Here is a 15,831-nt window from a genome sequence, read left to right as displayed (position 1 = left end):
TTTGCTGACACGATGCGAGCGCCGCTCCTCAATTTATTGCTGATGGCGAGTGTCGCGGGCGCAAGCCTGTTCGCTGAAGAAAGCCTCGCGCAAGCTCCGACGACAACGCCCGCGCCGCAGACCGCAGCTATTTCGCCCGACGCGATCAAGCAGCGCGAGCAGGAACTGGAAGCCGCGCGCGCGAGTAAAAAAAATGCGGAAGAGGCGCAAGCCAAGCTGAAGGCCGAGATCACCTCGCTCGGCCAGGACCGCACCCAGCTCAATCAGCAATTGATCGACACCGCCGCCAATGTCCGCACCGTCGAGACCAAAATCGACGAGGCCGAAGCGCGGCTGAAGGCCCTGAACGGCCGCGAGCAGGCGACGCGCGCCTCGCTCGATTCGCGCCGCGCCGACATCGTCGAGGTGCTGGCGGCCCTGCAGCGCGCCGGCCGGCGGACGCCGCCGGCGCTTTTGGTACGGCCCGAAGATGCTTTGCAGTCCCTGCGCACCGCAATACTGCTCGGCGCCGTCGTGCCGGAATTGCGCAACCGCGCCGAAAAGATCGCGGGCGAGCTCGGCGAGCTGGTGGCTTTGCGCAAGAGCATCGCCGCCGAGCGCGATCAGCTTGCCTCCGACCGCGACAGGGTCCGCAACGACCAGACCCGGCTCACCGCCCTGATCGACGAGCGCCAGCGCCAGCAATCGGCGCGGGAAAAGGACCTCGATACCGAGAATACGCGCGCCATCGCGCTGTCAAAGCAGGTCGGCGATCTCCAGGGGCTGATCGCCAAGATGGAGCAGGACCTGCAAAGTGCTGCCAAGGCGGCCGAGAAAGCGGCCGAGGCGGCAAAGCAGGCCGAGGCCAAGGCGGCGGCAAACGCGGCCGCCAACGTCAAGCCGGGTCCGGCCGTTTTCAAGGACCGCTCCCGGACCACGCCGGCGATCCTGTTCGCCTCGGCGAGGGGCCTCCTGCCTTTGCCGGTTAACGGTAACAAGATCAGGGACTTTGGCGGTTCCGACGGGGTCGGCGGGGTCCAGAAGGGCATTTCGCTGGCAACCAGGCCCGGCTCCCAGGTCACAACGCCCTGCGACGGCTGGGTGGTCTATGCCGGTCCGTTCCGCAGCTATGGACAACTCTTGATCCTCAATGCCGGTGGCGGGTATCATGTCCTGATCGCCGGGATGGAGCGCATTTCGGTCAACATCGGACAGTTTGTGCTCACGGGGGAGCCGGTCGCGACCATGGGGTCGACATCTCAAGTCGCCTCCATTCTCGCCACGAACGCGAGTCAACCTGTGCTGTATGTCGAGTTCCGCAAAGACGGCACTCCAATCGATCCAGGCCCATGGTGGGCCACAAATGAAGGCGAGAAGGTTCGCGGATGATGCGCAAGACTTCAGTTATCCTCCTCAGCGCGGCGACCGGTGCAGCGCTGACGCTGTTCGTGACGCAGCCGCGCGCGGTGTTCATGGGCTCCAGCGCGCGAGCCGCGACCGCTGACACCTATCGCCAGCTCAATCTGTTCGGCGACGTCTTCGAGCGCGTGCGCTCCGACTATGTCGAGAAGCCCGATGACACCAAGCTGATCGAATCCGCCATCAGCGGCATGCTCACCGGTCTCGATCCGCATTCGAGCTACATGGATGCCAAGAGCTTCCGCGACATGCAGGTGCAGACCCGCGGCGAGTTCGGCGGCCTCGGCATCGAGGTCACGATGGAAGACGGCCTGATCAAGGTGGTCTCGCCGATCGACGATACGCCCGCCTCGCGCGCCGGCGTCATGGCCAACGACATCATCACCAATCTCGACGATGAGGCGGTGCAGGGCCTGACCCTGAACCAGGCGGTCGAGAAGATGCGCGGACCCGTCAACACCAAGATCAAGCTCAAGATCATCCGCAAGGGCCAGGACAATCCGATCGACGTGACGCTGGTGCGTGACAACATCCGCGTCCGCTCGGTGCGCGCGCGCGTCGAGGCCGACGACATCGCCTATATCCGCATCACCACCTTCAACGAGCAGACCACCGAGGGTCTGAAGAAGGAGGTTGCCAACCTCTCGAGCCAGATCGGCGACAAGCTGAAGGGCTATGTCATCGACCTCCGCAACAATCCCGGCGGTCTGCTGGAAGAGGCGGTCACCGTGTCCGACTCGTTCCTGGAGAAGGGCGAAATCGTGTCGACCCGCGGCCGCAATGCCGAGGAGACCCAGCGCCGCACCGCGCATGCGGGCGACCTCACCAAGGGCAAGCCGGTCATCGTGCTCGTCAACGGCGGTTCGGCCTCGGCATCCGAGATCGTCGCGGGCGCGCTGCAGGACCACAAGCGCGCGACCATCGTCGGCACGCGTTCGTTCGGCAAGGGCTCGGTGCAGACCATCATCCCGCTCGGCTCGGGCAATGGCGCGCTGCGCCTGACCACCGCGCGCTACTACACGCCGTCGGGCAAGTCGATCCAGGCCAAGGGCATCGTGCCCGACATCGAAGTGCTCCAGGACGTGCCGGACGAGCTGAAGTCCCGCACCGACACCAAGGGCGAGGCGTCGCTGCGCGGCCACCTCAAGAACGACGGCGACGAGAAGACCGGCTCGCAGTCCTATGTCCCGCCGGACGCCAAGGACGACAAGGCGCTCAAGCTCGCCGACGATCTGCTCCACGGAATCAAGAACAGCGCTTCCGCAGCGCCCGCGCCCGGCACCACCACCGACAAGGCGGCAGCCGACAAGCCCAAGGCCGCGAACTAAGCGCGACCGACCAAACCTGACGAAAAGGGCGGCTCCACGAGCCGCCCTTTTTGCTTGGAACTCCTGACGTCCCCGGCTTATCCCGGCCTGCCGCCGCTTGACCCCGGCGTGGTATCGTCGGCGGGAGTGATTCGGGATCGCGCATGACTGAAACGGCCGATGATCTGAGCGCCCCGCTCGGACAGGACAAGCCGCGCCGGAAACGGCGGCTGCGGCTGCCGTTCACGACCATGCAGGCGCTGGCCGTGATGCTCGGCCTATTCCTGGCCGCCTTTGCCGGTTTCGCCATCTTCAACAAGGACCCGCTCGGCGGCGAGCCTCTGACCCGAATCGCGATCCGCGACATCAAGGGAGCTGACAAGGCCGCCGAGGAGAAGCCTGCCGCCCACGGCGAAGAGAGCAAGCAGGCGCCGAAGGAAGCCGCCTCCGGCGAGCACAAGACCGTCACCATGATCGACGGCTCCACCGGCGCCCGCCACGACGTGGTGATCGGCGCCGACGCCGCCGACAAGGGCGAGGCCGCCTCCGCAGCGCCTCCCGTCATGGCCGGGATCGACCCAAAACTGCTGGAAAAGTCCCGCTACGGCATGATCCCCGTGATGTCGGGTGATCTCAAGCCGTTCAACGTCTATGCGGCCGAGGCCGACCGTGCCAAGGCGGCGAAAATGCCTGTCGTGGCGATCGTGATCGGCGGCCTCGGCGTCGGGGCCGCCAAGACCACCGACGCCATCATGAAGCTGCCGGGCGCGGTCACCCTGGCCTTCACGCCCTATGGCGCCGACCCCGGCAAGCTCGCCGAGCGCGCCCGCGCCCAGCGCCACGAGATCTTCCTCCAGATCCCGATGGAGCCCTACGACTTCCCGGACAACGATCCCGGGCCGCAGACGCTCTTGACCTCGCTCACCACCGACCAGAATACCGACCGCCTCTACTGGCACCTGAGCCGGATGCAGGGCTATGCCGGCATCACCAATTTCATGGGCGCCCGCTTCGTGGCGACCGAGGCGGCGATGCAGCCGATCATCCGCGAAGCCTCCAGGCGCGGACTCGGCTTCTTCGACGACGGCTCCTCGCCCCGCAGCATTGCGCCTCAGGCGGCTGGGAGCCTCGCCGTGCCGTTCGGCAAGGGCGACATCGCGCTCGACGCGGTGCCGACCCCGACCGAGATCGACCGCGCCCTGAACAAGCTGGAATCGACCGCGCGGGAGCGCGGCGTCGCCATCGGCACCGCCTCGGCGCTCCCCGTGTCCATTGAGCGGGTCGGCGCCTGGATCAAGACATTGAGCGACCGGGGTATTCTTTTGGTGCCATTGACAACCGCGATGCTGAAATCAAAATCCAGCTAAATCAAAGAATTGGTACGCCACGGGCGCGAGCGCCCGACACTGGCCTGCCGGCAGCATGCGAGAGGTTTGGCAGAAATGACGCGTTATGAGGATCTGCCCTACCGAACCTGCGTCGGCGTGATGCTGATCAACACGAAGGGACTGGTATTCATCGGTCGTCGCGCCGGCGGTATCGAGCATGTCGACGACGGCCATGTCTGGCAGATGCCGCAGGGCGGCGTCGATCCCGGCGAGGACAATTGGGCCGCAGCCAAGCGCGAGCTCTATGAAGAGACCAGCGTGCGCTCGATCGAGAAGCTCGGCGAGGTTCCGGACTGGCTCATCTACGACATTCCGCGCACGGTTGCGGGGCGCGCCTGGAAGGGCCGCTACCGCGGCCAGCGCCAGAAATGGTTCGCGGTGCGCTTCACCGGCAAGGACAGCGAGATCAACGTCGAGAAGCCCGGTGGCGGCGGCCACAAGGCCGAATTCGTCAACTGGCGCTGGGAACCGATGAAGAACCTGACCGAGCTGATCATTCCGTTCAAGCGCCCGGTCTACGAGCGCGTGGTGAAGGAATTTTCCGCGCTGGCGGATGAATAAATCAAATTGTCATCCCGGCTTCGGTGCTAATGCATCGCCGGAATGACGATGAGAGATCCAGGCGTGACAAACGAAAAGCCCTACCGTCCCAATGTCGGGATCGCGTTGTTCAATGCCGACGGACGGGTGCTGATCGGACACCGATTCAAGGGCGACGGCCCCGAGATCATTTTGCCGGGGCTCGACTGGCAGATGCCGCAGGGCGGCGTCGACGAGGGCGAGAACCTGCGCGACGCCGCGATGCGCGAGCTCTGGGAGGAGACCAGCGTCGTCAGCGCCGACTATCTCGGCGAGAGCGACTGGCTCACTTACGAATTCCCGCCTTATGACGGACCGCCGACGCATCGGCTGGCGAAGTTTCGCGGCCAGCGCCAGAAATGGTTTGCGCTGCGCTTCACCGGCAAGGATGACGAGATCGATCCGCTGACGCCACGCAACGACCAGCCCGCGGAATTCGATGCATGGCGCTGGGAGCGTCTCGACCGCGTCGCCGAACTCGTGGTGCCGTTCCGCCGTGACGTCTATCGCGCGGTGGCCGAGCGGTTCGCGCCCTTCGCGAACTGAAATCGCGAAAACAACCCCATGCACAGTAGCTAATTCGTCGGCCCGACCGTAAACGGACCGATCGCGATCACGCGGCAGTCGCTGTCATGTTTGACGCAATCGGCCAGCGCGCCGTTGACGGCGGTCTGTTCGTCCGCGGCTTTGAGGCCGAGGCCGGGGCGGCCTGCGGTGCCGACGGCGATCGCATTCCAGCCCATACCGTCGCCGAGTTTGCGCACCACGTCGTCGCGCGCATCAGCCACGATCGAGGGATTGGTCGCGGCGTGGAAGAAACCTGTGGCCCTGAGCAGGGTCGGGATCGGCACGACGAAGACGTCGTCGACCGCCACGATCATGCAGGCCGCACCGGCGATAGCGCCACACGACTCCAGCGAGCGCCGCGTCGTCTCGTCGACCGACGACGCCCCCATCACCATGAAATATTGTCCGCCCGGGCCGAGCGCGACCGAGCGCGATTTTGCCGCCGGGACATACATGTTCGTGACGCGGACTTTGGCCTGGTCGCGCAGCATCGGAAAGTCCTTCGGCACGACGGCTCGCTCGGTCATGGTATCGTGTCGCACCCAGGGCTGCGGCGGCATCGGCGGCATGCCACGGCTGTAGACGACGGCGTTGCCGACCGCATAGAGCTCGCAGCGCCGCGGCGCTTGCGCGGCGTCCGCGCGCTTCTGGCACTGGTCGAGCGCGGCATTGCCTGCGGTATCCTCGTTCGGTTGATTGAGCGCAGAGCCGGTGAAGCCGGCGATGTTCAGGGCGAAGGCCTTGTAGTCGCCGGCGGCGGCATATTCGTTGCCGAGATAGCTGCGCAGGCGTTCGCCGATGAACGGCACCGCGTCGACGGGGAGCTTGCCGCTCGATGCAGCCGGCGGTGACAAGCTCGGCGTTGCGCCCGCCGTGGCAATCTGCGTCGGCGTCGGCAAGGGTTCCGGCGCCTTTGTTGCGATCGTCGGCCTCGGGCTCGGTACTGGCGCAGCCGCGGTCGATTTGACCTGCGCGGTCTCGAGCTTGGTGAAATAGAGGAAGCCGCCGACGCCGATGGCGACGACGGAGACCACGCCGACCACCAGCGGCCACATCCAGTTCGGCCCGGGCGTGGCCTTGGCGACCTTCTTCACCTGCGGCGTGGCATAAGTCCCGTCCTCCCGCCGCATCGCCACCATGTAGGCGTGCACCGGTGTCGGGATGTTCTTGACCTCCTGCGCGCCGATATCGGCGAACTGCACCGACAGCTTGTTGGCGACCTGTTCGTGCACGGCCCGGGAGACGCAAATGCCGCCGACCTCGGCCAGCCCCTCGAGCCTTGCCGCGATGTTGACGCCGTCGCCGAGGAGATCGCCGTCGCGCTCGACCACGTCGCCGATGGTGATGCCGATGCGGAACGACATCTGCCGGCTCGGCGGATAAGCCATGTTGCGGGTTCGCAAGCTCTCCTGAATATCGATCGCGCAGCGCACCGCGTCCACCGCGCTCGGGAATTCCGCGAGCACGGCATCGCCAGCGGTGTTGAAGATGCGCCCGTTCGCCCTGGCGATGAAATCGTCGACGACCGATCGATAGGACGCGAGACGCCTCAGCGTCTCTTCCTCGTCTTCCGCAACGAGCCTCGAATAGCCGGCAATATCGGCCGCGAAAATCGCCGCGATCTTGCGCTTCATCTGTGACCCGCCCTGGAACCTCGCTCGCGGCGGCAGAATGCCGCTATCGGCGGCGCGGTGCAACAAAGTTTCAGCGCCCGCCACTTCCGTGACGAGCGCTGATATTGTTACGGTTTTTAGACGACCGGCGAGGCGTGAAGAATCAGTGCATCGCCGTCGTGCCGAGCTCGTGCTGGATGCTCTTGAAGTGGTCGAGGCGCTCGATCGCCTGATCCAGTTCAGTGCCTTCCTTCTCCTTCAGCCCCTCTTCCATCTCCGAGATGGTCTCGGCGAACCGGGCGCGATCGAGCTCGGCCAGCTCCGTCGCGACGTCGGCGAGCACGGTCAGGCCCTTCTCGGAGACTTCCGCGAGGCCGCCGAGCACGATGATCTTCTCGTGCTTGCCGCCGCTGGTGATGGTGAGGATGCCGGGACGGATCGCAGCCACGAGCGGCGCATGACCCGCCAGCACGCCGAAGTCACCTTCGACGCCGGGAATGTCGACCTGGTCGACCTCGCCCGAGAAGGCGAGCTTTTCCGGAGAGACGAGATCGAAGTGGAAGGTGGCCATCGTAAAATCCGTTTCGCGCGAACAAGGCGGTCGTCATCCTGAGGTGGCCGCGCTTGCGGCCCTCGAAGGATGAGAAAGAATACCCTTCGAGGCTCGCTGCGCTCGCACCTCAGAGTGACGGCGCAGCTGGTCGCTGTTAGGCAGCTTCAGTGGCGAGCTTCTTGCCCTTCTCGACGGCTTCTTCGATGGTGCCGACCATATAGAAGGCGGCTTCCGGCAAATGGTCATACTTGCCTTCGCAGAGGCCGCGGAAGCCCTTGATGGTGTCCGCGAGGTCGACGAACTTGCCGGGCGAGCCGGTGAAGATTTCGGCGACGTGGAACGGCTGCGACAGGAAGCGCTCGATCTTGCGGGCGCGGGCCACCGTCAGCTTGTCCTCTTCCGAAAGCTCGTCCATGCCGAGAATGGCGATGATGTCCTGGAGCGACTTGTAGCGCTGCAGCACCTGCTGGACCATGCGCGCGGTCGTATAGTGCTCTTCGCCGACGATATTCGCCTGCAGCATGCGCGAGGTGGAGTCGAGCGGATCGACCGCCGGATAGATGCCTTTTTCCGAGATCGCGCGGTTCAGCACCGTGGTCGCATCCAAATGCGCGAACGACGTCGCCGGCGCCGGGTCGGTCAAGTCGTCAGCCGGCACGTAGATCGCCTGCACCGAGGTGATCGAGCCCTTGTTCGTGGTGGTAATACGCTCCTGCAGCGCGCCCATGTCGGTAGCAAGCGTCGGCTGATAACCCACCGCGGACGGAATGCGGCCGAGCAACGCCGACACTTCCGAGCCCGCCTGCGTGAAGCGGAAGATATTGTCGATGAAGAACAGCACGTCCTGGCCCTGGTCGCGGAAGTGCTCGGCAACCGTCAGGCCGGACAGCGCGACGCGCATGCGAGCACCGGGCGGCTCGTTCATCTGGCCGAACACCAGCGCGCACTTCGACTTCACGCTCGGGTCGGGATTGTGCGGGTCGGCGTTGACCTTGGATTCGATGAACTCGTGATAGAGATCATTGCCTTCGCGGGTGCGCTCGCCGACGCCGGCGAACACCGAATTGCCGCCGTGCGCCTTAGCGACGTTGTTGATCAATTCCTGAATCAGCACGGTCTTGCCGACGCCCGCGCCGCCGAACAGGCCGATCTTGCCGCCCTTGGCGTAAGGCGCGAGCAAGTCGACGACCTTGATACCGGTGACGAGAATCTCGGCCTCGGTGGCCTGGTCCGTGTAGGTCGGCGCTTCCTGGTGGATGGCGCGCTTGCCTTCGGACGGGATCGGGCCCGCTTCGTCGATCGGCTCGCCGATGACGTTCATGATGCGTCCGAGCGTGCCGGCGCCCACCGGAACCTCGATCGGCTGGCCGGTGTCGGTCACATCCTGGCCGCGCACCAGACCTTCGGTCACGTCCATCGCGATCGTGCGCACGGTGGACTCACCGAGATGTTGCGCAACTTCCAGCACGAGGCGGATGTTGCCGTTCCTGGTTTCCAGCGAATTGAGAATGGCCGGGAGGTGGCCCTCGAACTGAACGTCGACGACGGCGCCCATGACCTGGGTGACGCGACCGACCGGGTTAGCTGCTGTAGCCATGAAGCTCTCCTTCGAAAATTCTGTACTTGAACGACCGTCGTGAGTTCGTGCGTCAGACCGCCTCGGCGCCGGAGATGATCTCGATCAGCTCCTTGGTGATCTGGGCTTGACGGGTTCGGTTGTAGATCTGGGTTTGCTTGCGGATCATTTCGCCGGCGTTGCGGGTGGCGTTGTCCATCGAGCTCATCTGCGCGCCGTAGAACGAAGCGTTGTTTTCCAGCAGCGCACGGAAGATCTGCACCGCGATGTTGCGCGGCAACAGGCCCGAGAGGAGTTCGTCTTCCTCCGGCTCGTAGTCGTAGGACGTCGACGGCGCGTTCGCCGCCTTCTCTTCCACGACCAGCGGAATGATCTGCTGCGCGGTCGGGATCTGGGCGATCACCGACTTGAACTGCGCGTAGAACAGCGTGCAGACGTCGAACTCGCCGGCGTCGAAACGAGCCAGAACTTTCTTCGCGATATCCTCGGCATTGACGAAGCCGAGCTGGCGAACGCTACGCAGATCGAGATGTTCGACGATCTGCTTGTCGAACAGGCGGCGGAGCTGCTCATAGCCCTTGCGGCCGACGCAGAAGAATTTGACTTCCTTGCCCTGCGCAATCAGCGCGTTCGCGCGTTCGCGCGCGAGGCGCACGATCGAGGAGTTGAACGCGCCGGACAGACCGCGCTCACCGGTGCAGACGAGAAGCAGGTGAACCTGGTCGTTGCCGGTGCCGGCCAGCAGCGCCGGCGCGCCGGGCGAGCCCGCGGCAGCGCCGGCGATATTGGAGATCACCGCGCTCATCTTGTCGGCATAGGGCCGCGCCGCCTCGGCGGCTTGCTGGGCGCGGCGCAATCTGGACGCTGCAACCATCTGCATGGCCTTGGTGATCTTCTGCGTCGCCTTGGTCGAGGCGATGCGGACGCGCATGTCTTTAAGTGACGCCATTCTTCGTTCACCCCGACGGTTCGATCTCTTAGGATCAGACCGCTAGCCTATCCAGTCGTGATGCCCGGCCGAGTGCCGAGCACGCCTATTCTTGTATTGCCTCTCGCGAAGCGGTCATGGCCGGAAGATCCGGCCATGCAGCATCAAGCGAAGGTCTTGGCGAAGGCTTCGACCACCGACTTCAGCTTGGCGGCGCTGTCGTCGGAGAGGTCGCGGCTGTCGCGGATCGCATTGAGGATCTCGACGTTCTTGCCGCGCAGCAGCGACAACAGACCGTCCTCGAACGCGCGCACCTTGTTGACCGGGAGCGGATCGAGATAGCCGTTGGTGCCGGCCCAGATCACGCAGACCTGCTCTTCCATCTTCAGCGGCGCGAACTGCGGCTGCTTCAGGAGCTCGGTGAGGCGCGAGCCGCGGTTGAGCAGGCGCTGGGTCGAGGCGTCGAGATCGGAGCCGAACTGCGCGAACGCCGCCATTTCGCGGTACTGCGCCAGCTCGCCCTTGATCTTGCCGGCGACCTTCTTGGTGGCCTTGGTCTGCGCCGAGGAGCCGACGCGCGACACCGACAGACCGACGTTCACCGCGGGGCGAATGCCCTGGAAGAACAGGTCGGTTTCAAGGAAGATCTGACCGTCGGTGATCGAGATGACGTTGGTCGGAATGTAGGCCGACACGTCGTTGGCCTGGGTTTCGATAACCGGCAGCGCCGTCAGCGAGCCCGAACCCTGGTCCTTGTTCAACTTCGCCGCGCGCTCGAGCAGGCGGGAGTGCAGATAGAACACGTCGCCCGGATAGGCTTCGCGGCCCGGCGGGCGGCGCAGCAGCAGCGACATCTGGCGGTAAGCGACGGCCTGCTTGGACAGATCGTCATAGATGATGACGGCGTGCATGCCGTTGTCGCGGAAGTACTCGCCCATGGTGCAGCCGGTGAACGGCGCGATGTACTGCATCGGCGCTGGATCCGAAGCGGTGGCGGCGATGATGATCGAGTACTCGAGCGCACCCTGCTCTTCGAGCACCTTCACGAACTGGGCGACGGTCGAGCGCTTCTGGCCGATCGCGACGTAGACGCAATACAGCTTGATGTTCTCGTCGGGCTGCGCGTTGAGCGGCTTCTGGTTCAGGATGGTGTCGAGCGCGATCGCGGTCTTGCCGGTCTGGCGGTCGCCAATGATCAGCTCGCGCTGGCCGCGGCCGATCGGGATCAGGGCGTCGATCGCCTTGAGGCCCGTCGCCATCGGCTCGTTCACCGACTTGCGCGGAATGATGCCGGGCGCCTTGACGTCGACGCGCATGCGCTTGTCGGCCTGGATCGGGCCCTTGCCGTCGATCGGGTTGCCGAGCGCGTCGACGACGCGGCCGAGCAGACCCTTGCCGACCGGCGCGTCCACGATGGCGCGGGTGCGCTTGACGGTCTGGCCTTCCTTGATCTCGCGGTCGGCACCGAAAATAACGATACCGACGTTGTCGGTCTCGAGGTTCAGCGCCATGCCGCGCGTGCCGTTCTCGAACTCGACCATTTCACCGGCCTGGACGTTGTCCAGACCGAAGACGCGAGCGATACCGTCGCCGACGGACAGCACCTGTCCGACTTCGGAGACTTCAGCTTCCTGGCCGAAATTCTTGATCTGGTCCTTGAGGATCGCGGAAATTTCCGCGGCGCGGATGTCCATCAGCCTGCCTCTTTCATCGCGTGCTTGATCGAATTGAGTTTGGTGCGAAGCGAGCTATCGATCATGCGGCTGCCAAGCTTGACGACGAGGCCACCGATGATCGAGGGATCGACATTCACGTTGAGCGCGACGTCCTTGCCGGTCACCGACTTCAGGGCAACCTTGAGGGCATCGAGATTCTTGTCCGAGAGCGCCTCCGCCACGGTGACGTCCGCCGTGGCCTCGCCCTTGAATTTGGCAACGAGGGCGCGGTAGGCGCGGATGACGTCCGTCACCGCAAACAGGCGGCGGTTGGCGGTCAGCACTTTGAGGAAATTGGCGGAGATGCCGGCGATGCCGGCCTTGTCCAGCACGGCCGAAAGGGCCCTGGACTGGGTCTCGGCCGCGAACACCGGACTGCGGACGAGGCGCTTGAGATCGGCGCTTTCGTTCAGCAGGCCCTCGAACCTCTCGAGATCGGCCTTGACCTCGTCGACCGCTTTCTGGTCGCGGGCCAGTTCAAACAAGGCCGTTGCATAACGGCCGGACACACCGGAAACGGAGGTATCTTCTGCAGCCACAGACGCGCTCTTTATAGCTGTCAAATTCGCAAGGGAAAAACCGTCGCCACAAAGCGGCGCCTAGCGATCCAAGCCCTTGGAATTCAAGAGGGACTTCGATTTTCGGTCGACACAGGAAGTGCCGGGCCCGTTAAAATCGCGGCTTTGCTAACATAGCAGGCGCGCACGTGCAACATGACGGCAACTTAAAGGCCTGGCTCTTTCTCGCCCGTTCGTCGCACGCCGCGATACTCACTCCTTGACCTGCCACGTCACGGAATTGCCGCGAGCGTTACGGCTGCAATCGCGGCATTCGTTCCCGCCCTCAGCGCATAGCGGCCATGAACACAGCTCGCAGAGTCGTGAATCTGTCGGCCTGCCGAATACTTACCCAATTCTAAACAGTAAATTCGACGACTTCGTTTTACAGTATTAACAAGTAATAACTTAGTTAATGAATTGTTAAAGCCAACTATTACGGAACATCCTTGGAATATCCGCAGGGGTCACAAGATATTTCATCACGACACATAGCGAAACTACTGCCCAATTCATGCCTCATTGCCAAAGGAAACGCCAACCCGCTCACAAACTGATGGGGGCTCCACTAGCCACATATGTGGCAATACTAGCTTAGGGACCACTAAATGCTGTCTTTGAAGACGCTGGGCTCTGTGACCCGGCCGCGTACGGCGATCGCTTTCGTCGCTGCAACTCTCCTCGTCGGTGGAACTGCCACCGAAGCTTCGGCCAAATCCCGGCATCACCACCACCGGTACTCTCACCATCATCACCGCGACCACGCCCAGAACGATTCCAGCTCCGATTGGCGCAACGCCAATGCGTCGATGACGCCGTCGTCGGGGACGGGCCACAGCTTCTCGGGCATGGCCTCCTATTACGGCAACGAATCCGGCAGCCGGACCGCGTCGGGCCAGCGCTTCAACCAGAACGCCATGACCGCGGCGCACCGTTCGCTGCCGTTCGGCACCAAGCTGCGCGTCACCCATGGCGGCTCGAGCGTCATCGTCACCATCAATGACCGCGGCCCGTTCGTGCGCGGCCGCGTGCTCGACCTCTCCACGGGCGCTGCCCGCGCCATCGGCCTCACCGGTGCCGGCGTCGGCCGCGTCACCGCGGAAGTCGTCTCCTAACGGCGCCATCAGCGCCTCACCTGATAAGCGCAGCAATGTCATTGTCCGCATGGACGTGAGCGGCTTGCTGCGTGGGTAAACAAAGCCCGCTGTCTTGGGGGACAGCGGGCTTTTTATTTCTTTTCGTCACTGCGAGCGTAGCGAAGCAATCCAGAATCTGCCCGCGGAGGGACCCTGGATTGCTTCGCTTCGCTCGCAATGACGTGGGAGAGAGCGGTGGGACCTTACAAAAAGCTTTGCGGATCGACGTCGACTTCGAGCTTCTGATTGCCCTTCGGTTTCGGGCAGACGGCGAGCCAGTTGCGCAAATAATCCGAGAGGTCAAAACCGCGCGCCGACTTCACCAGAATGCGGAAGCGGTAGCGGCCCTTGATCACGGCGAGCGGGGCTTCCGCAGGGCCCAGCACCACCACGCGCTCGTCGCGCGGCGCCAGCGCAACGAGCTTGCGGCCGAGACCTTCCGCGCTCGGACGATCGCCCGCCGAGATGATCAGGCTCGCGAGCCGGCCGAACGGCGGATAAAGCGTGCGCTCGCGCAGATCGATCTCGCTGTCGTAGAAGGCCTCGCGGTCGCAGGCGATCAGCGCCTTCATCACGGGGTGATCGGGCTGATGGGTCTGGAGATAGCCGACGCCGCGGCCCTGCTCGCGTCCGGCACGGCCGATCACCTGGTTGAGCAATTGCCAGGTGCGTTCCGACGCACGCGGATCGCCATTGGAGAGGCCGAGATCGGCATCGACCACCCCGACCAGATTGAGCCGCGGAAAATTGTGGCCTTTGGCCACGAGCTGCGTGCCAATGATGATGTCGACGCGGCCCTCGGCGATCTCGGCAAGCTCGGAGCGCATCGTCTCGACCGACGTGATGAGATCGCTCGACAGCACCATCGTGCGCGCATCCGGAAACAACGCGGCCGCCTCCTCCTGCAAGCGCTCGACGCCGGGACCGACCGCGACCAGCGACTCCTCAGCCGAGCAGTTCGGACAGATCTGCGGGCGCGGCATCGAGAAGCCGCAATGATGACAGACGAGGCGCTGGCGAAAGCGGTGATCGACCAGCCAAGCATCGCAGATGGTGCAGGCGAAGCGATGACCACAGGCTCGACACAGCGTCAGCGGCGCATAGCCGCGGCGATTGAGGAACAGCAGCGCCTGCTCGCGCTTTTCGATCGCGGTTCTGATCTCGGAGGCCAGGCGCGGCGAGATGAAGCGGCCGCGCGCGGGCGGCTCGCGGCGCATGTCGATGGCCTCGATATGCGGCATGTGCTGGCCGCCGAAGCGCGAGGGCAGCGCGATGCGCTGATAGCGGTTCTTGCGCGCATTGACCTCGGACTCGACCGACGGCGTCGCGGACGCCAGCACGACCGGGATCTTGGCGACATGCGCGCGCACCACCGCCATGTCGCGGGCGTGATAATGCACGCCCTCGTCCTGCTTGTAGGCCTGGTCGTGCTCTTCATCGACCACGATCAGGCCGAGATTGGCGTAAGGCAGAAACAGCGCCGAGCGGGCGCCGACCACGACCGGCGCGGTGCCTTCGGAGATCGCCGCCCAATTGCGCGCGCGGGTGCGCGGCGTCAGCTCGGAGTGCCATTCCAGCGGGCGCACGCCAAAACGCTGCGCGAAGCGGTCGAGGAACTGGCCGGTCAGCGCGATCTCCGGCATCAGGATCAGCGACTGCTTGCCGCGACGGATGGCTTCGGCAATCGCCTCGAAATAGACCTCGGTCTTGCCCGAGCCGGTGACGCCGTCGAGCAGCGCGACGTGAAAGGTACCGTTGGCCGCAAGCGCGCGCATCGTATCGACCGCGGCGCGCTGGAGCGGCGTGAAATCCGGCCGGCCGAAATCCGGATCGGGTGCCGGCGGCGGTGGCGGCGGCGGCATCGGCTCGACCGTGAGCGTGCCTTCGTCGACGAGGCCGTCGATCACGCCGGCCGAGACGCCGGCTTCCTTGGCCGCTTCGGACTTGCCGTGCAGCAGCCGGTCCGACAGCACCTCGATCAGACGCTGCCTTGCCGGCGTCAGCCGTCGCGGGAGATCGCCGACCAGGCGCACGCCGGCGCGGACGCGCTCGGGGCCGAGGTTCTCGCCCATGCGCAGGCACATGCGCAGCACCATGCCGCGCGGACTCAGCGTGTAATTGGCGACCCAGTCGACGACCGCGCGCAGCTCGGGTTTCAAGGGCGGGAGGTCGAGCTTTTCACTGACCTCCTTGAGGCGGTTGTGCAGGCGCGGATCGGGATTGGCGTTTTCTGCCCAGACCACGGCGAGCACCTCGCGGGGCCCGAGCGGCACACCGATGAGATCGCCCGCCCTCAGCTCCATGCCGCGCGGCACCTTGTAGGAATAGGTCTGGTCGAGCGCGACCGGCACCAGCACGTCGACCATGCGGGTCGCGTTGGCGGGGGCGGTTTGGCTACGCGACGAATGATCCATCAACGGTCTTTGGGAGGAGAATCGGAACCGGAGAATCGGAACCTTGGGCCCCAAGGCTAGCCGCGCAAGGCGGCCTTAGCGAACGATAAACGAGTGTGAT

The 15,831-nt window shown here is 64.6% G+C and carries 13 protein-coding genes; 6 read left to right on the top strand and 7 right to left on the bottom strand.

What is annotated here, in order from left to right:
* The first annotated feature begins 12 nt into the window (after positions 1 to 12).
* The 5 genes from JJE66_RS11510 (at position 13) to JJE66_RS11490 (ending at position 5,218) form a co-directional block, all read left to right on the top strand.
* Positions 13 to 1,368 carry a murein hydrolase activator EnvC gene (locus tag JJE66_RS11510; RefSeq protein ID WP_200514384.1) on the top strand — a complete coding sequence of 452 codons (1,356 nt, stop codon included), beginning with the start codon at positions 13 to 15 and terminating at the stop codon, positions 1,366 to 1,368.
* The gene (locus JJE66_RS11505) at positions 1,365 to 2,726 is read left to right on the top strand and encodes a S41 family peptidase (RefSeq protein WP_200514383.1); all 1,362 of its coding nucleotides are present in this window, start codon (positions 1,365 to 1,367) and stop codon (positions 2,724 to 2,726) included. Before JJE66_RS11510 ends, JJE66_RS11505 begins: the two co-directional genes overlap by 4 nt.
* A 143-nt stretch (positions 2,727 to 2,869) precedes the next feature.
* Complete coding sequence (locus JJE66_RS11500) at positions 2,870 to 4,072, top strand: divergent polysaccharide deacetylase family protein (protein ID WP_200514382.1); 1,203 nt, start codon at positions 2,870 to 2,872, stop codon at positions 4,070 to 4,072.
* A gap of 75 nt (positions 4,073 to 4,147) precedes the next feature.
* Positions 4,148 to 4,654: an RNA pyrophosphohydrolase gene (locus JJE66_RS11495; RefSeq protein WP_200514381.1), complete on the top strand. Its 507-nt coding sequence runs from the start codon at positions 4,148 to 4,150 to the stop codon at positions 4,652 to 4,654.
* Between the two features lie 63 nt (positions 4,655 to 4,717).
* Positions 4,718 to 5,218 (top strand): RNA pyrophosphohydrolase, encoded by a 501-nt coding sequence (locus tag JJE66_RS11490; protein WP_200514380.1) that lies wholly within the window; start codon positions 4,718 to 4,720, stop codon positions 5,216 to 5,218.
* Positions 5,219 to 5,247: 29 nt separating this feature from the next.
* On the opposite strand, the gene JJE66_RS11485 is transcribed toward JJE66_RS11490, so the two are convergent.
* The 6 genes from JJE66_RS11485 to JJE66_RS11460 all read right to left on the bottom strand — a co-directional run bounded on the left by JJE66_RS11485 (position 5,248) and on the right by JJE66_RS11460 (position 12,163).
* Positions 5,248 to 6,873 carry an adenylate/guanylate cyclase domain-containing protein gene (locus JJE66_RS11485; protein WP_200514379.1) on the bottom strand — a complete coding sequence of 542 codons (1,626 nt, stop codon included), beginning with the start codon at positions 6,871 to 6,873 and terminating at the stop codon, positions 5,248 to 5,250.
* Positions 6,874 to 7,015: 142 nt separating this feature from the next.
* Complete coding sequence (locus tag JJE66_RS11480) at positions 7,016 to 7,423, bottom strand: F0F1 ATP synthase subunit epsilon (RefSeq protein WP_200514378.1); 408 nt, start codon at positions 7,421 to 7,423, stop codon at positions 7,016 to 7,018.
* Between the two features lie 136 nt (positions 7,424 to 7,559).
* The gene (atpD, locus tag JJE66_RS11475; RefSeq protein ID WP_200514377.1) at positions 7,560 to 9,002 is read right to left on the bottom strand and encodes a F0F1 ATP synthase subunit beta; all 1,443 of its coding nucleotides are present in this window, start codon (positions 9,000 to 9,002) and stop codon (positions 7,560 to 7,562) included.
* 52 nt (positions 9,003 to 9,054) lie between these two features.
* Positions 9,055 to 9,930 (bottom strand): F0F1 ATP synthase subunit gamma, encoded by an 876-nt coding sequence (locus JJE66_RS11470; protein ID WP_200514376.1) that lies wholly within the window; start codon positions 9,928 to 9,930, stop codon positions 9,055 to 9,057.
* A gap of 143 nt (positions 9,931 to 10,073) precedes the next feature.
* Positions 10,074 to 11,603, bottom strand: coding sequence for a F0F1 ATP synthase subunit alpha (gene atpA, locus JJE66_RS11465; protein ID WP_200514375.1), 1,530 nt, complete (start codon positions 11,601 to 11,603; stop codon positions 10,074 to 10,076).
* Positions 11,603 to 12,163, bottom strand: coding sequence for a F0F1 ATP synthase subunit delta (locus JJE66_RS11460; RefSeq protein ID WP_200514374.1), 561 nt, complete (start codon positions 12,161 to 12,163; stop codon positions 11,603 to 11,605). Before JJE66_RS11460 ends, atpA begins: the two co-directional genes overlap by 1 nt.
* A gap of 626 nt (positions 12,164 to 12,789) precedes the next feature.
* Between JJE66_RS11460 and JJE66_RS11455 the strand changes: the two genes are divergently transcribed.
* Positions 12,790 to 13,296, top strand: coding sequence for a septal ring lytic transglycosylase RlpA family protein (locus tag JJE66_RS11455; protein ID WP_200514373.1), 507 nt, complete (start codon positions 12,790 to 12,792; stop codon positions 13,294 to 13,296).
* 224 nt (positions 13,297 to 13,520) lie between these two features.
* On the opposite strand, the gene JJE66_RS11450 is transcribed toward JJE66_RS11455, so the two are convergent.
* Positions 13,521 to 15,731 carry a primosomal protein N' gene (locus JJE66_RS11450; RefSeq protein ID WP_200514372.1) on the bottom strand — a complete coding sequence of 737 codons (2,211 nt, stop codon included), beginning with the start codon at positions 15,729 to 15,731 and terminating at the stop codon, positions 13,521 to 13,523.
* Positions 15,732 to 15,831: the final 100 nt, after the last annotated feature.

Source organism: Bradyrhizobium diazoefficiens, assembly GCF_016612535.1.
Lineage (GTDB): Bacteria > Pseudomonadota > Alphaproteobacteria > Rhizobiales > Xanthobacteraceae > Bradyrhizobium > Bradyrhizobium diazoefficiens_C.
This window is presented reverse-complemented; position numbering and strand designations above follow the sequence as displayed.

What these genes read in the sequence shown, in the direction of transcription:
- JJE66_RS11510 (WP_200514384.1), top strand. Translation starts at nt 13, where the DNA reads ATGCGAGCGCCGCTCCTCAATTTATTGCTGATGGCGAGTGTCGCGGGC.
- JJE66_RS11505 (WP_200514383.1), top strand. Translation starts at nt 1,365, where the DNA reads ATGATGCGCAAGACTTCAGTTATCCTCCTCAGCGCGGCGACCGGTGCA.
- JJE66_RS11500 (WP_200514382.1), top strand. Translation starts at nt 2,870, where the DNA reads ATGACTGAAACGGCCGATGATCTGAGCGCCCCGCTCGGACAGGACAAG.
- JJE66_RS11495 (WP_200514381.1), top strand. Translation starts at nt 4,148, where the DNA reads ATGACGCGTTATGAGGATCTGCCCTACCGAACCTGCGTCGGCGTGATG.
- JJE66_RS11485 (WP_200514379.1), bottom strand. Translation starts at nt 6,873, where the DNA reads ATGAAGCGCAAGATCGCGGCGATTTTCGCGGCCGATATTGCCGGCTAT.
- JJE66_RS11480 (WP_200514378.1), bottom strand. Translation starts at nt 7,423, where the DNA reads ATGGCCACCTTCCACTTCGATCTCGTCTCTCCGGAAAAGCTCGCCTTC.
- atpD (WP_200514377.1), bottom strand. Translation starts at nt 9,002, where the DNA reads ATGGCTACAGCAGCTAACCCGGTCGGTCGCGTCACCCAGGTCATGGGC.
- JJE66_RS11470 (WP_200514376.1), bottom strand. Translation starts at nt 9,930, where the DNA reads ATGGCGTCACTTAAAGACATGCGCGTCCGCATCGCCTCGACCAAGGCG.
- atpA (WP_200514375.1), bottom strand. Translation starts at nt 11,603, where the DNA reads ATGGACATCCGCGCCGCGGAAATTTCCGCGATCCTCAAGGACCAGATC.
- JJE66_RS11455 (WP_200514373.1), top strand. Translation starts at nt 12,790, where the DNA reads ATGCTGTCTTTGAAGACGCTGGGCTCTGTGACCCGGCCGCGTACGGCG.
- JJE66_RS11450 (WP_200514372.1), bottom strand. Translation starts at nt 15,731, where the DNA reads ATGGATCATTCGTCGCGTAGCCAAACCGCCCCCGCCAACGCGACCCGC.